14 protein-coding genes are annotated in these 14,208 nt (G+C 67.0%); 8 read left to right on the forward strand and 6 right to left on the reverse strand.

Translation table 11 applies throughout. The features are described 5' to 3' along the window. Positions 1-19 precede the first annotated feature (19 nt). The 7 genes from ACNQS7_RS27400 to ACNQS7_RS27430 all read left to right on the forward strand — a co-directional run bounded on the left by ACNQS7_RS27400 (position 20) and on the right by ACNQS7_RS27430 (position 5,870). Entirely contained in the window at positions 20-577 is a 558-nt protein-coding gene (locus tag ACNQS7_RS27400; RefSeq protein ID WP_418015012.1) for a TIGR00730 family Rossman fold protein, read from the forward strand. Between the two features lie 45 nt (positions 578-622). Beyond that, a complete protein-coding gene (gene fadD6 / locus ACNQS7_RS27405; protein ID WP_418015013.1) occupies positions 623-2,395 on the forward strand; it encodes a long-chain-acyl-CoA synthetase FadD6 in 1,773 nt (590 codons plus the stop codon). Positions 2,396-2,742: 347 nt separating this feature from the next. After that, positions 2,743-3,567: a dihydropteroate synthase gene (folP, locus tag ACNQS7_RS27410; RefSeq protein ID WP_418016173.1), complete on the forward strand. Its 825-nt coding sequence runs from the start codon at positions 2,743-2,745 to the stop codon at positions 3,565-3,567. Continuing rightward, entirely contained in the window at positions 3,564-4,511 is a 948-nt protein-coding gene (locus ACNQS7_RS27415) for a glucosyl-3-phosphoglycerate synthase (protein ID WP_418015014.1), read from the forward strand. Before folP ends, ACNQS7_RS27415 begins: the two co-directional genes overlap by 4 nt. A gap of 39 nt (positions 4,512-4,550) precedes the next feature. After that, positions 4,551-4,925: a DivIVA domain-containing protein gene (locus ACNQS7_RS27420; protein ID WP_055577987.1), complete on the forward strand. Its 375-nt coding sequence runs from the start codon at positions 4,551-4,553 to the stop codon at positions 4,923-4,925. 7 nt (positions 4,926-4,932) lie between these two features. Beyond that, positions 4,933-5,526, forward strand: a complete 594-nt coding sequence (locus tag ACNQS7_RS27425) for a DNA-3-methyladenine glycosylase I (RefSeq protein WP_418015015.1) — start codon at positions 4,933-4,935, stop codon at positions 5,524-5,526. A gap of 176 nt (positions 5,527-5,702) precedes the next feature. Then, positions 5,703-5,870, forward strand: a complete 168-nt coding sequence (locus ACNQS7_RS27430) for a DUF3117 domain-containing protein (RefSeq protein ID WP_003406247.1) — start codon at positions 5,703-5,705, stop codon at positions 5,868-5,870. 26 nt (positions 5,871-5,896) lie between these two features. On the opposite strand, the gene glgA is transcribed toward ACNQS7_RS27430, so the two are convergent. Next, the gene (gene glgA / locus ACNQS7_RS27435) at positions 5,897-7,060 is read right to left on the reverse strand and encodes a glycogen synthase (protein WP_418015016.1); all 1,164 of its coding nucleotides are present in this window, start codon (positions 7,058-7,060) and stop codon (positions 5,897-5,899) included. Positions 7,061-7,228: 168 nt separating this feature from the next. On the opposite strand from glgA, the gene glgC reads away from it, so the two are divergent. Then, positions 7,229-8,443: a glucose-1-phosphate adenylyltransferase gene (glgC, locus tag ACNQS7_RS27440; RefSeq protein WP_055577991.1), complete on the forward strand. Its 1,215-nt coding sequence runs from the start codon at positions 7,229-7,231 to the stop codon at positions 8,441-8,443. A gap of 111 nt (positions 8,444-8,554) precedes the next feature. On the opposite strand, the gene ACNQS7_RS27445 is transcribed toward glgC, so the two are convergent. The 5 genes from ACNQS7_RS27445 to ACNQS7_RS27465 all read right to left on the reverse strand — a co-directional run bounded on the left by ACNQS7_RS27445 (position 8,555) and on the right by ACNQS7_RS27465 (position 14,189). Beyond that, entirely contained in the window at positions 8,555-10,234 is a 1,680-nt protein-coding gene (locus ACNQS7_RS27445; protein WP_418015017.1) for a CocE/NonD family hydrolase, read from the reverse strand. A gap of 101 nt (positions 10,235-10,335) precedes the next feature. After that, positions 10,336-11,010: a methyltransferase family protein gene (locus ACNQS7_RS27450; protein ID WP_418015018.1), complete on the reverse strand. Its 675-nt coding sequence runs from the start codon at positions 11,008-11,010 to the stop codon at positions 10,336-10,338. Further along, the gene (locus ACNQS7_RS27455; protein WP_418015019.1) at positions 11,007-12,635 is read right to left on the reverse strand and encodes an ABC transporter permease; all 1,629 of its coding nucleotides are present in this window, start codon (positions 12,633-12,635) and stop codon (positions 11,007-11,009) included. Before ACNQS7_RS27455 ends, ACNQS7_RS27450 begins: the two co-directional genes overlap by 4 nt. Further along, a complete protein-coding gene (locus tag ACNQS7_RS27460; RefSeq protein WP_418015020.1) occupies positions 12,632-13,561 on the reverse strand; it encodes an ATP-binding cassette domain-containing protein in 930 nt (309 codons plus the stop codon). The genes ACNQS7_RS27455 and ACNQS7_RS27460 overlap by 4 nt, the downstream gene beginning before the upstream one ends. Beyond that, positions 13,551-14,189 carry a TetR family transcriptional regulator gene (locus tag ACNQS7_RS27465; RefSeq protein ID WP_418015021.1) on the reverse strand — a complete coding sequence of 213 codons (639 nt, stop codon included), beginning with the start codon at positions 14,187-14,189 and terminating at the stop codon, positions 13,551-13,553. The genes ACNQS7_RS27460 and ACNQS7_RS27465 overlap by 11 nt, the downstream gene beginning before the upstream one ends. Between the last annotated feature and the right edge of the window lie 19 nt (positions 14,190-14,208).

Below are 14,208 nucleotides of genomic sequence, written 5' to 3' on the forward strand. Positions count from 1 at the left end.
GTTGGTCTACGTTTCGGATATGTCTTCCGCAACCAGCGGCCAGTGGACGGTCGCGGTGTACTGCGCGGCGTCGCCGATGCACCCGGAGTTGCTGGATCTCGCGGCGTCACTGGGTGCGGCCATTGCCGAGCGGGGCTGGACTCTGGTGTGGGGCGGCGGCCATGTGTCGGCGATGGGGGCGGTGGCCTCGGCGGCGCGCGCCCACGGCGGCTGGACCGTCGGGGTGATACCCACCATGTTGCTCGAACGCGAACTGGCCGACCATGATTCGGACGAGCTGATCGTCACCGACACGCTGCGTGAGCGCAAACAAGTCATGGAAGAGCGGGCCGACGCGTTCATCGCGTTGCCGGGCGGGGTCGGCACCCTGGACGAATTGCTGAGCGCGTGGACCGAGGGGTATCTGGGCGTGCACGACAAGCCGATCGTGCTGCTGGATCCCTGGGGTCACTACGACGGTGTGCGTGCCTGGGTTTACGGACTGATCGACAGCGGCTACATCTCCCAGGCCGCCGTCGACCGGCTGATCGTGGTCGATAAAGTCGGCGATGCGCTCAACGCGTGCGCGCCCGACTGACGGGCGGAGCGGGTTTTAACGAAGCCAGGGATAGCGAGGGATGACGTGTCCGATCAAGGCGCACGCGCACGGGTCAAGCTCACCGATATCGCCGTGAAGGTGCCCGGCCTCATCGCCGACGCGCCGTCGATCGCGCGGGGAGTCGGCGGCTTGCTGGCCCGACCCAGCTCCAAGACCTCGATCGCGTCGGTGTTTCAGGACCGGGCCGCTCGCTACGCCGACCGGGTCTTCCTCCGGTTCGGGGATGAGCAACTGACGTACCGCGAAGCGAACGCCACCGCGAACCGGTACGCCGCCGTGCTCGCCGCGCGCGGAGTCGGACCGGGCGACGTCGTCGGCGTCATGTTGCGCAACTCGCCGAACGCGGTGCTGACGATGCTGGCCGTCGTCAAGTGCGGCGCGGTCGCCGGCATGCTCAACTATCACCAGCGCGGCGACGTCCTGGCGCACAGCCTGGGTCTGCTGGATGCCAAGGTGCTGATCGCCGAGTCCGACTTGGTCAGTGCCGTCAGCGAATCCGGCGGCGCGGTCGGCGACGTGCTGACCGTCGAAGACCTGGCGCGCTTTGCCACCACCGCCCCGGCCACCAACCCGGTGTCGTCGACGGCGGTGCGCGCCAAGGACACCGCGTTCTACATCTTCACTTCCGGCACCACCGGTTATCCGAAGGCCAGCGTCATGACGCACTACCGCTGGCTCAAGGCGCTCGGAGCTTTCGGCGGACTCGGGCTGCGGTTGAAGAGCTCCGACACCCTGTACAGCTGCCTGCCGCTGTATCACAACAACGCGTTGACGGTGGCGGTGTCGTCGGTGATCAACTCTGGGGCGACGCTCGCGCTGGGGAAGTCCTTCTCCGCGTCGCGGTTCTGGGACGAGGTGATAGAACACCGCGCCACCGCGTTCATCTACATCGGCGAGGTCTGTCGCTACCTGCTCAACCAGCCGGCCAAGCCGACCGACCGCAAGCACAAGATCCGTGTCATCGCCGGCAACGGCCTGCGGCCGGACATCTGGGACGACTTCACCGAACGCTTTGGCATTTCCCGGGTTTGCGAGTTCTACGCTGCCAGCGAAGGCACCACGGCGTTCATCAATGTGTTCAATGTTGCTCGCAGCACCGGGATTTCACCAATGCCGCTGGCTTATGTCGAGTATGACCCGGACACCGGCGAACCGGTGCGCGACGACAACGGGCGGGTGCGTCGGGTGCCCGCCGGAGAGCCCGGCCTGCTGCTGAGCCCGGTCAACCGGTTGCAGCCGTTCGACGGCTACACCGACAAGTCCGCTACCGAGAAGAAGTTGGTGCGCAACGCTTTCAAGGAGGGCGACTGCTGGTTCAACACTGGTGACGTGATGAGCCCGCAGGGCTTGTTCCACGCGGCCTTCGTGGACCGGTTGGGCGACACGTTCCGCTGGAAGGGCGAGAACGTGGCCACCACCCAGGTCGAGGCCGCGGTGGCAACCGATCCCAATGTCGAAGAGTGCACGGTGTTCGGGGTCGAGGTGCCCAACACCGGCGGGCGCGCCGGCATGGCGGCGATCAAGCTGCGCGAGGGCGCCGAGTTCGACGGCCAGTCACTGGCCCGCGCGGTGTACGACAAGCTGCCCGCCTACGCACTGCCGCTGTTCGTGCGGCTGGTGGAGTCGCTGGAGCACACCACGACGTTCAAGAGCCGCAAGGTGGAGTTGCGTAAGCAGGCTTACGGGTCGGATGTGCAGGATCCGCTGTACGTGTTGGCCGGCCGCAAAGAGGGATATGTGAAGTTCTACGACGAATATCCGGAGGAAGTCGCCTCGGGCAAGCGACCGCAGGGCTAGAAGGCCCGGAGGAACGCGCGGGCCAATTGCGCCGGCAGTCTTTGAGTCACAACAGTCACACGAGCCCCTGCAGGAGTCGCCTCACTCTCCCGCGAAAGTTGATATCGCATGCGATATCAACTTTCAGGCGGCGCTGTGCCGAGCTTTGCCGGTGCACAAGTGACGGATGTGACTGAGTGCCAGGCAGCCGCTGTGCGCTGACCGGTCCGCCGTTGCGCAACCCTCACACTGGGCGCCATCGACGCCAGGTCAGCAGGCACTATGGAGGCGTGCGCTCAACGTCGGCGGCGTCAGCCGGCCAACATTCCCTGTGCGGTCGCCCAGTCGCGGGTGATCGCGCCCTGATCATGGCGATCATCAACCGCACCCCCGACTCGTTCTACGACAAGGGTGCGACGTTTGCCGACGACGCGGCCCGCGAGGCGGTACACCGCGCGATCGCCGAAGGAGCCGACGTCATCGACATCGGCGGAGTCAAAGCGGGCCCGGGCGAGACCGTCGACACCGCCACCGAGATCGCCCGGCTGGTGCCGTTCGTCGAGTGGTTGCGCGGCGCCTACCCCGACCAGCTGATCAGCGTCGACACCTGGCGCTCGGAGGTGGCCAGGCTGGCGTGCGCGGCCGGAGCGGACATCATCAACGACACCTGGGGCGGGGTTGACCCGCAGCTGCAAGAGGTGGCCGCCGAGTACGACGCCGGCCTGGTGTGCGCGCACACCGGAGGAGCGTTACCGCGCACCCGGCCCTTCCGGGTGAGCTACGGTACGACTACCCGCGGCGTGGTGGACGATGTGATTCGCCAGGTCACAACCGCCGCCGAGCGGGCCGTCGCGGCCGGGGTAGCCCGCGACCGGGTACTGATCGACCCGGCCCACGATTTCGGCAAGAACACCTTCCACGGGCTGCTGCTGTTGCGGCACGTGGCCGATCTTGTTAAGACCGGGTGGCCGGTGCTCATGGCTTTGAGTAATAAGGACTTCGTCGGGGAGACTTTAGGCGTGGACGTGACCGAACGGCTCGAGGGGACGCTGGCAGCCACCGCGCTGGCCGCGGCCGCCGGGGCCCGCATGTTCCGCGTCCACCAGGTCGCGGCGACCAGGAGGGTGCTGGAGATGGTCGCCTCGATTCAGGGCATCCGTCCGCCGGCGCGCACCGTGAGGGGGCTGGGATGACAGCATCCGATCTGGTCGCGGCAGACCTGGTCGGCGACCTCGCCGACCGGAGCTGGAACCGGCCACGCTGGACTGTCGACGAACTCGTCGCCGCCAAGGCGGGCCGGACGATCTCGGTGGTGCTGCCTGCCCTCAACGAGGAAGAAACCGTCGAATCGGTGATCGACAGCATCTCGCCGCTGGTTGACGGGCTGGTCGACGAACTGATCGTGCTGGACTCGGGATCTACCGATGACACCGAGATCCGTGCCATCGCCGCCGGTGCCCGAGTCGTGAGTCGTGAGCAGGCGCTACCCGAGCTTCCGGCGCGACCGGGCAAGGGCGAGGCGTTGTGGCGGTCGCTGGCGGCCACCAGCGGGGACATCGTGGTGTTCATCGACTCCGACCTGATCGACCCGGACCCGATGTTCGTGCCGAACCTGGTCGGCCCGCTGCTCACCGGCGACGGCATTCACCTGGTCAAGGGCTTCTACCGGCGGCCGCTGAAGGTCGGCGACGCGAGCGGCGACGCGGGCTCCACCGGCGGTGGCCGGGTCACCGAGCTGGTGGCGCGGCCGCTGCTGGCAGCGCTGCGCCCAGAGTTGGGCTGGGTGCTGCAGCCGCTGGGCGGGGAGTACGCAGCCAGCCGGGAATTGCTCATGTCGTTGCCGTTCGCGCCGGGTTACGGCGTGGAGATCGGCTTGTTGGTCGACACCTTCGATCGGCTGGGACTGGACGCGATCGCCCAGGTCAACTTGGGTGTGCGAGCCCATCGCAACCGGCCGTTGGAGGAGTTGGGCGTCATGAGCCGGCAGGTGATCGCGACGTTGCTGACGCGCTGCGGCATTCCCGACTCGGGTGTCGGGTTGACCCAGTTCTTTCCGGTCGGTGACGGCTACACCCAGCACACCTTGCCGGTGTCGTTGGCCGATCGCCCCCCGATGAGTGTGCTCAGACCTTGCTGATCGCCAGCCTGTCGGCGCGGTAGGGCAAGATCGACTCTCGTGGCGCTGGTATTGCTGTACCTGGTGGTTCTGACCCTGGTGGCGGTCGTTTTGTTCGGCGTGGCAAGCCTGTTGTTCGGCCGCGGAGAGCAGTTGCCGCCCCTGCCGCGCGCGACGACGGCGACGGTATTGCCCGCCTACGGCGTCACGGCGGCCGATGTCGAGGCCGTCAAATTCACGCAGGTGCTGCGCGGGTACAAGACCAGCGAGGTCGACTGGGTGCTGGACCGCCTGGGTCGCGAGATCGAGACGCTGCGTGGCCAGGTTGCCGCCCTCCAATCGTCCGGGATCGAGGCGCCCCCGGCCGATGACGTCAACGAGGCCGAGGTATCCGACGTCGACGCCGTCGCGGTCGACCGGTCCGGCCCCACGTGAGCCCGCGATGAGTGACGACGGTCTGGTCCGCTGCGGTTGGGCCGTCGTCCGCCCCGGACCGGATGCCGACCTTTACCGCGACTACCACGACGACGAGTGGGGCCGACCACTCACAGATGGCACGGCATTATTCGAGCGGATGAGTCTGGAAGCCTTCCAGAGCGGGTTGTCGTGGCTGATCATCCTGCGCAAGCGGGAGAACTTCCGCCGGGCGTTCCACGGCTTCGACGTCGAGCAGGTCGCCCGCTTCACCGAGGCGGACGTGCAGCGCCTGCTGGCCGACGACGGCATCGTGCGCAACCGCGCCAAGATCGAATCGACGGTCGCGAATGCCCGCGCCGTTCTGGACCTGGGGTCGCCGCAGGATTTGTCTGAGCTGCTGTGGTCGTTTGCGCCGCCCACGCGTCCCAGGTTTGCTGACTTGTCCGAAATACCCTCCACCAGCCCGGAATCCAAGGCCATGGCCCGTGAGCTGAAGCGCCGAGGTTTCCGCTTCGTGGGACCGACCACCGCCTATGCGCTGATGCAGGCCACCGGCATGGTCGACGATCACATCAGCGATTGCTGGGTCCCGCCGAGCGGTGCCGGGCGGGCTTCTTAGGCGTCAGGTTGGCCTCAGAAGCGGGTCTTTGTGCACCTGGTCTCCCGGATAGGGAACAATGGAGGGGTGATTTGGCAGTTCAATGTCGGGTATGGCTGGAAATCCACTGGCGGGGCATGCTCGGCGCCGACCAGGTCCGCGGGTGCGGGCCAGCTCGAATCTGGAGGGAGCACTCGATGGCGGCGATGAAGCCCCGGACCGGTGACGGTCCACTTGAAGCAACCAAAGAGGGGCGCGGCATCGTGATGCGGGTACCACTTGAAGGCGGCGGTCGTCTGGTGGTCGAACTGACACCGGACGAGGCCGCTGCGCTGGGCGACGAACTGAAGGGCGTCACCAGCTAACCCGCAGACCGGTTCATCCGTCTGCCTCAGGCACACACCTTCCGGTAGATGTCCAGCGTCTGCTCGGCGATGTGTGCCCACGAGAATTCCTCGATACAGCGTTGTCGTCCCGCGTGGCCGTACTGTTGCGCCTTTGCGGGGTCGGCGACCAGCGCGTTCACGGCCTCGGCCAACCTCGCCTCGAAGGCGTCCGGGTAGTCGGTGTCGTAATGCACCAATGACCCGGTGACGCCGTCGGCGACCACCTCGGGGATGCCGCCGACGTCGGAGGCCACCACCGCCGTCCCGCACGCCATTGCTTCCAGGTTGACGATGCCCAACGGTTCGTACACCGAAGGGCACACGAAAACATTTGCAGCGGTGAGTATTTCGCGCAACTTTGTCTTGTGGAGCATATCGCGAATCCAGAACACGCCGGTGCGGCTGCGCTCGAGTCTGGCGACCGCCGAGCGCACCTCCTCCGCTATCTCGGGGGTGTCGGGCGCCCCGGCGCACAGCACCAGCTGCACGTCCGGGCTGAACTGGTGAGCGGCCGCGACCAGGTGTGGGACGCCCTTCTGGCGGGTGATGCGCCCGACGAACGCGACGATGGGACGGTTCGGGTCGACGCCGTGTTCTGCCAGGACTGAACCGGTATGGACGGCGCCGGCCGGGTGCCAGAACTCGGTGTCGATTCCATTGCGGATCACGTGCACCGCGTTCGGGTCCAGGGTGGGGTAGACCCGCAGGATGTCGTCGCGCATGCCGGAGCTGACGGCGATGACCGCGTCGGCGGCCAGCGCCGCGGTCTGTTCGACCCAGGAGGACACGTGATAGCCCCCGCCGAGTTGCTCGGCCTTCCATGGGCGCATGGGTTCCAGCGAATGTGCGGTCAGCACGTGGGGCACGTCGTAAAGCAGCTTGGCCAGGTGTCCGGCCATGCCGGTGTACCAGGTGTGCGAATGCACGACGCTCGCCGCGTTGACGGCGTTGGCCATCACCAGGTCTGCCGACAGGGTGGACAGTGCGGCGTTGGCGGCGCGCAGGCGGGGGTCGGGTTGGTGGGCGACGGCTCCCGGGCGGTCGACTCCCATGCAGTGCACGTCGACCGCGCACAGCCGGCGCAATTGGGATACCAGTTCGGTGACGTGTACGCCGGCTCCGCCGTAGACCTCCGGAGGATATTCCCGAGTCATCATCGCCACACGCATACCCGAACGGTAGTTCGGTGACGAGGCAGCCCGCAGGGCGGGCTGGCGTGGAGCCGGACCGAGATGGCCCGAACTGCACTAACTTCCTTAAATATTCGTCCGTCTAGCGAATTGACAATCGGGACCCTACCGGTGGCAGCGCTTCGTGGCTGCCGATAGGTTTGTGCCATGAGGGAAGCGCCACACGTGCTCGGCATCGTGCTGGCCGGTGGCGAGGGCAAACGGCTTTATCCCCTGACCGCCGACCGCGCCAAGCCCGCGGTTCCCTTCGGCGGGGCCTACCGGCTGATCGACTTCGTGCTCTCCAACCTGGTCAACGCTCGCTACCTGCGGATTTGTGTGCTCACGCAGTACAAGTCGCACTCACTGGACCGCCACATCTCCCAGAACTGGCGTTTGTCGGGTCTGGCCGGCGAGTACATCACGCCGGTTCCCGCCCAACAACGCCTCGGCCCGCGCTGGTACACCGGCTCGGCCGACGCCATCTACCAGTCGCTCAACCTGATCCACGACGAGGACCCGGACTACATCGTGGTGTTCGGCGCCGATCACGTGTACCGGATGGACCCCGAGCAGATGGTCCGGTTCCACATCGACAGCGGCGCCGGTGCGACCGTGGCGGGCATCCGGGTGCCGAGGACCGAAGCGACCGCCTTCGGTTGCATCGACGCGGACGAGTCGGGCCGGATCCGCAGCTTCGTGGAAAAGCCGCTGGACCCCCCGGGCACTCCCGACGACCCCTCCAGCACGTTCGTGTCGATGGGCAACTACATCTTCACCACCAAAGTGCTGATCGACGCGATTCGCGCGGACGCCGACGATGACCACTCCGACCACGACATGGGCGGCGACATCATCCCTCGCCTGGTGGAAGACGGGATGGCCGCCGTCTACGACTTCAGCGACAACGAGGTGCCGGGTGCGACCGACCGCGACCGGGCCTACTGGCGTGACGTGGGGACGTTGGACGCGTTCTACGACGCGCACATGGATCTGGTGTCCGTGCACCCGGTGTTCAACCTGTACAACAAACGCTGGCCGATCCGAGGCGAGTCGGAGAACCTGGCGCCGGCCAAGTTCGTCAACGGCGGCTCGGCACAGGAGTCCGTGGTGGGTGCCGGCAGCATCATCTCGGCGGCGTCGGTGCGCAACTCCGTGCTGTCGTCCAACGTCGTGGTCGACGACGGCGCGATCGTGGAGGGCAGCGTGATCATGCCGGGGGCGCGCGTGGGCCGTGGCGCGGTCGTCCGCCACGCGATCCTGGACAAGAACGTGGTCGTCGGGCCGGGCGAGATGGTCGGCGTCGATCTGGAGAAGGACCGGGAGCGTTTCGCGATCAGCGCGGGCGGTGTGGTGGCGGTCGGCAAGGGCGTCTGGATCTAGCGGAGGTCCCGCTCTTCCCCGCAAGTTCCCCGCGAGTTCCCCGCGAGCAGACGCAAAGTCGCATAGTTCGACGCGAGATCGTGCGACTTTGCGACTGCTCGCCGTGGAAACCTAGGGGATCTCGGGGATCAGCAGATGTGCGTCGTAGCGCGGGCCCCAACGCAGCGTCACCAGCCCACGCGGCGGGTCCGGGTAGGCCGCTGGAAACTGGCCGGTGAGCGGGTTCCGGGGCGACAGCCAGCGCCCAGCCACCACCAGGCGCAACTGTTCACCCGCGCGGAACAGCGTCGCCGACGGACCCAACGCCACGTCCAGTGCGATCACCTCGCCCGGGCGTACCGGCTGCGGGCGGTCACACGACGGGACCGGCTCCCACGGCTTCGAAAGCTGGGTGTCCAGCGCCCGCAGCGACACCCGCTGCCAGCCGGTGGTGACGCGGTCTCGGCCGTAACCGTAGGACCCTTCGAACCCGACATAGCGTCCGTCACGCCACTTTTCGACCCCGACGAAGATGTGCGCATCGTCGAAGCCGTCCAGCTGGACCCACAGCCGCGCCATCATCGGGCCGCTCAACTCGATGTCCTGCGGCACCGTCCAGTTGAAAGCCGCTGCACGAGAATGGGTTTGGAAGGTGATGCTGCCCGCTGCGACCGGCGGCTCGGTCGCCAGCACCGCGGTTCCCGCCAGATACAGCCGGCGCCAGCGGGTTCGGGCGAGCGGCCACTCGTTCTCCTCCCGGACCGAGACGACGGTGTCGCGGTCCTCGCGCACTTCCAGGCGCACGCTGCGGGACGCTGGTGCGCCGTCCAGCGCGGTCCGGAAAAATCGCAGCTGCTCCTCCCGTGCGTCCTGGGAGTAGAACTCGCACCATTTCCCGCCGCGGTGGGTGTACAACCGCGTGAAGCTCGACCCGACCTGGGTGAATGCCCGCATCGAACCGCGGGTGTGCAGGTTGTTGTCCGAGAAACTGCCACACACCAGCATGGGCGCCGTGATCGCCGGCAGATCGGGTGTCATCGCTCGCCACGCGTCGTCGCGCAGCGGATGTTCTTCCTGCAGTCCCTTCAGGCTGTACGTCTGGCGCGTCCTACTCATGCCGTACGACCACAATCTGGTGAAGCCGAACTCCCGGATGCCGCCGGGGAACGTCAGGTCGCGGTAGGCGTCGGTCAGGCCCTCCCACGGGCAGATCGCGCGCAGGGCCGGCGGTCGCAGGGCGGCGACGGCGTACTGGCTGATGGCCAGGTACGAAACGCCCAGCATGACGACCCGCCCGTCGCTCCACGGTTGGTCGGCAATCCACTGCACCAGGTCGTAGGTGTCCTCGGCCTCCTGCTGGGACAACAGCTTGCCGGTGCCGTCCGAGTGCCCGCAGCCGCGTGCGTCGGCGTTGACGACGGCGAACCCCTGCTCGGCCCACCACGCCGGATCGGGCGCCTCCCAACCGGTCAGGGCCGAAAAGGTCAGCGGTCCGGGCTGGCGCAGCGCGCGGAACTGCGGGGAGAACGTCCAGCGGCTGCGCCGGCGTCGGGGCAGATCATCTTTGCCGTACGGGTGGATGCTCAGGACCACCGGCCGTGGTGCGCGCTCACCCTTGTGAAAGACGTTGATCCGCAACACGGTTCCGTCGCGGGTGGGTACTTCGACGTCGCGGTCGGCAACGACGTCCGGCGAGGGGTCGGTCACGGTGACCGGCGGCCGGACGATGCTGCGAACCCGTTCCAGCGCGTACCTCGCTGCGCCGGGCCGCCGCCAGGGCCGGTCGAGAGCGGGTGCCGGGTCGCGAGCCACGCCGTTACCTTAGACGGGGCTCACCCCCCTGCGCGAGCAGACGCTAAATCGCCTTGGAACATGCGTTCCAAGGCGATTTAGCGTCTGCTCGGCGGAAGGGGCTACCAGACGTACGGGACTAGGCGGTAACGCACCTGCCGGCTGTATTCGCGGTACCCCGCGAGCTCGGTGGCGAGCAACTTTTCCTCGTCGAGGATCCGCAACACCAGCACGACCACACCCGCCAGAACGATCAACAGGCCCCAGTAGGAACCGAGCGCCAGCGGGATACCGAACATCATGATCAGCGACCCGCTGTACATCGGGTGCCGAACCAGCCCGTACAGGCCGTCGGAGGTCAACGTCTGCCCCTGTTCGACCGCGATCGTCGCCGCGGCATAACTGTTTTGAACGACGACGAGCAGGGCCGAGCTCAGCCCGACCGCGATCATCACGTCCCCAATCACGTTCACCCACAACGGGACCGGGGACCATCCCATCCGGTGGTCGAACGCACTGAAGGCCATCACACCCATAGACGTCGCGAACAAGAGGGTGACGAGCACCTTCTGGACGGTTCTGCCCTCCGCGCGGGGGCCGGCCCGCATCCGTCGCCGTAGCGCCGCGGGGTTGGTGACGGATAACCAGACGGTGGAGACAGTCGTCAGGCCCATCGCGATCGCGACGAACGCCCACCCCTGCCAATAGTGCAGGGTCCCGGCCGGCACGAACACCAGCACGCTATACAGCACGACCCCGTACAGCAGGGACGCGACGATCTTCAGCGCTGTTTTCACGACCGTAAGTCCCGGCGGCGGAAAGCCATGACGCCCAACGCAATCAACGCGAAATCCAGGGCCAGCAACCACAGCAGCGGAACCGCGGTGAAATCGTCGCCGACTCGCGGAGTGTGTCCGAACGGCTCGAGGTCGAGCAGCCACTGCGGTGATCCCGACAGCGAACCGAGCAGGTACAGCGCCACGAACCCCACCAGCACACCCCACGCGACAGGGGTGAATCGCGGTGTGACGCCGAACAATACAACCGTCACGGCCGACAGCAGCCACACCGCGGGCAGCTGCACGGCCGCGGTGCCCACGACGGAGGGCAACTTACCCATGACGTCGCCGGCGGCCATGCCGTAGGCCAGTCCGCCGGCCAACCCGGACAGCAGGATGGCACACGTCGACCCGCCCAGCGCCATCAACAGATGGCTCCCCAGCAGGCGGGACCGGGAAACCGACCCGGCCAGCAGGGTTTCCGCGCGCTGGCTGGTCTCCTCCTGATGTACCCGCAGTGACAACGAGACCGCGAACGCGGCCGCGATCATGCCGAGCATGCCGAACCCCACGGTGATGAATCCCTGTTCCAGGGCACTGGTTCCACCCAATCTCGCAAGGATGTCCCGCCCGGCCGCGCCGCCCAGCTCGTCCCCGATGCCGTACGTGACGCTGCCGATCAGAAGTCCGTACAGCACCAGTCCCACCGTCCAGACCACCAGCGCGCCACGGTCGAGGCGCCAGGCCAGGCCGAGCGCACCGCCGAGCGCCGCCGACGCGGTATCACGTCCGCTGCGTTCGGCGAACAGCCCGGCGCCGACGTCGCGGCCGGCCAGCAGCCGGTACGCAACGGCCGTCAGCGCCACCGTCGTCGCCAGGTGCAGCAACAACACCCACCAGTGGTCCCCGGCATACGGGCGCACCTGCAGCGACCACCCCAGCGGGGACAACCACGACAGGGCACCAGAGCCGGCGTCGCCGACCGCGCGCAGGGTGAACGCGGTACCCAGTACCGCGAAAGCGAACCCGCGCGCGACCCGGGCACTGGGTGACAGCTGCGCGGCCACCGCCGCCACCGCCGTGAACACCAGCCCGGAGCCGGCCAGCGCAGCGCAGAAGGCCAGCGACCCACCCGGCGGAACGTCGGTGGTGAGTAGGCCCGCAGCGCCGATCAGCCCGGTAGCCACCGAGGCCCCGAACGACAGCAGCAGCGCGGCAGTGAGGCTGGCGTAGCGACCGACGGCGGTGGAATCGATCAGTTCGGCGCGCCCGGTTTCCTCGTCGGCCCGGGTGTGACGAATGACGGTGAGAATGACCGCAACCGCGATCAGCATGTGAAACATCCCGGCTTTCCAGATGCCGACGGCGCCGAGGCTGCTGTTGTAGACCTGGCCGTAAAGCGCCCGCTGCGCCGGGCTGGCCATGATGGTGGCCGCGAAACCGGCCCGCTCGGCGTCGCTGGAGTAGATTTTCTCGATGCTGCCGATGTACACGCTTGCCAGCGGCGCCGACAGCAGGAGCACCCAGAGCGGCAAGGTGACCCGGTCGCGGCGCAGGTAGAGCCGCAGCAGCCCCCGTGTCCCCGTGAAATTCGAACTGCGTTGCGGCGCATGGGCGGGCCGATCCAGAAGCGCGGTGCTCATCGCGTCGCCACCTCTTTCGCATCGCGAGCGCCGTTGGTGCTGTAGTGGCGCATGAACAGCTCCTCCAGCGAGGGGGGCTGGCTGACCAGGCTGCGCACTCCCGCGTCGCCGAGCGCCCGGATCAACTCCCCGAGACTGTCACTGTCGACCTGAGCGCGCACCGTGTTGCCTTCGACGCTGACATCGGCGACGCCCTTGATCCGGGTGAGATCGCCGGGATCGCGCGCCAATTCGGCCTTGATCGAGGTTCGGCTGAGATGGCGCATGGATTCCAGTGAACCGCTCTCGACGGTTCTGCCCGCCTGGATGATGGTCACCCGCTTACACAGCGCTTCCGTCTCGGCCAGGATGTGACTGGACAGCAGTACCGTCACACCACGGTCGGAAGCTTCGGCGACGCATTGTTGAAACACGTTCTCCATCAACGGGTCCAGTCCGCTGGTCGGCTCGTCGAGCAGGAGCAGACTGGCCCGCGACGAGAACGCGGAGATCAGGGAAACCTTCTGGCGGTTTCCTTTGGAGTAGGTGCGTACCTTCTTGGTCGGATCGAACTCGAAGCGTTCGATCAACTCCGCCCGCAACCCCTGGTCGATGCCTCCCCGCATGCGGGCCAGCAGGTCGATGGTCTCGCCGCCGGTCAGCGACGGCCACAGGGTGACGTCACCTGGCACGTAAGCGATCTGGCGGTGCAGCTGGACGGCGCTGGCCCACGGGTCGCCGCCCAGCAGTCGCACGCTGCCGCCGTCGGCCTTGACCACGCCGAGCAGGATGCGGATGGTCGTCGACTTGCCGGCGCCATTGGGGCCGAGGAAGCCGTGCACTTCCCCCTCGTGCACGGTGAGATCGAGGCCGTCGAGCGCCCGGACATTGCCGAAATTCTTGGTGAGACCCCGAATATCGATGGGCGCCTGGTGATTACTTGTCATGTGACCCTCCTTGGTTCTCTTCGGCGAGAAACGCGTCGTACATGGTGCGGTCGGTCAGCAGGCCCTCGGAATAGACCTCGAGGGCGGGCAACACCATGTCACTGGCGTAGTCGCGCAGGACTGCGCGCAAATCGTTCGGTGTCTCGTGCATTTGCAGGTAGAGCAGGAAGCCGCCGCCCCCGGTGATGGCCAGATACCGGGCTCGGGCGTGGGGGTCGCGGCTGGGCTTGACGGTGCCGGCTTGCACCCCCTCCTCCATGTATGCCTCGACATTGTCAATCATGTTCTGCCACAACATTTTCGCCAGCTCACCGCCGGACTGCATGCTGCGCACCAGGTAGGCCATCAGCGGCGCGTACGACTCGATTTCGGCCATCTGGCCCAGCCAGGTGGCCGGATCTCGGGACTGGATCGTCTCGGACTTGCCGGAGCGGATCTCCTCGGCCACGAATTCGTCGCAGGCCTTGCGCAGGCCGTCCTTGGATCCGAAGTGGTGGATGACCAGCGCGGCGCTTACCCCGGCAGCCTCGGCGATGCTGCGCAGTCCGACGCCGAAGCCGTGCTCGCCGAACTGCTCGATGGCCGCATCGCGGATCCGGGCCACCGCAGTCAGGTCGGCTGAACGCATGTTCAGTACACTAAACGCT

The sequence above is a fragment of the Mycobacterium sp. 23 genome (assembly GCF_048287075.1).
GTDB classification, from domain to species: Bacteria; Actinomycetota; Actinomycetes; order Mycobacteriales; family Mycobacteriaceae; genus Mycobacterium; species Mycobacterium gordonae_B.

Coding starts and splice junctions, on each gene's coding strand:
- ACNQS7_RS27400 (WP_418015012.1), top strand. CDS start 20: ATGTCTTCCGCAACCAGCGGCCAGTGGACGGTCGCGGTGTACTGCGCG.
- folP (WP_418016173.1), top strand. CDS start 2,743: ATGGCGATCATCAACCGCACCCCCGACTCGTTCTACGACAAGGGTGCG.
- ACNQS7_RS27415 (WP_418015014.1), top strand. CDS start 3,564: ATGACAGCATCCGATCTGGTCGCGGCAGACCTGGTCGGCGACCTCGCC.
- ACNQS7_RS27425 (WP_418015015.1), top strand. CDS start 4,933: ATGAGTGACGACGGTCTGGTCCGCTGCGGTTGGGCCGTCGTCCGCCCC.
- ACNQS7_RS27430 (WP_003406247.1), top strand. CDS start 5,703: ATGGCGGCGATGAAGCCCCGGACCGGTGACGGTCCACTTGAAGCAACC.
- glgA (WP_418015016.1), bottom strand. CDS start 7,060: ATGCGTGTGGCGATGATGACTCGGGAATATCCTCCGGAGGTCTACGGC.
- glgC (WP_055577991.1), top strand. CDS start 7,229: ATGAGGGAAGCGCCACACGTGCTCGGCATCGTGCTGGCCGGTGGCGAG.
- ACNQS7_RS27455 (WP_418015019.1), bottom strand. CDS start 12,635: ATGAGCACCGCGCTTCTGGATCGGCCCGCCCATGCGCCGCAACGCAGT.
- ACNQS7_RS27460 (WP_418015020.1), bottom strand. CDS start 13,561: ATGACAAGTAATCACCAGGCGCCCATCGATATTCGGGGTCTCACCAAG.
- ACNQS7_RS27465 (WP_418015021.1), bottom strand. CDS start 14,189: ATGCGTTCAGCCGACCTGACTGCGGTGGCCCGGATCCGCGATGCGGCC.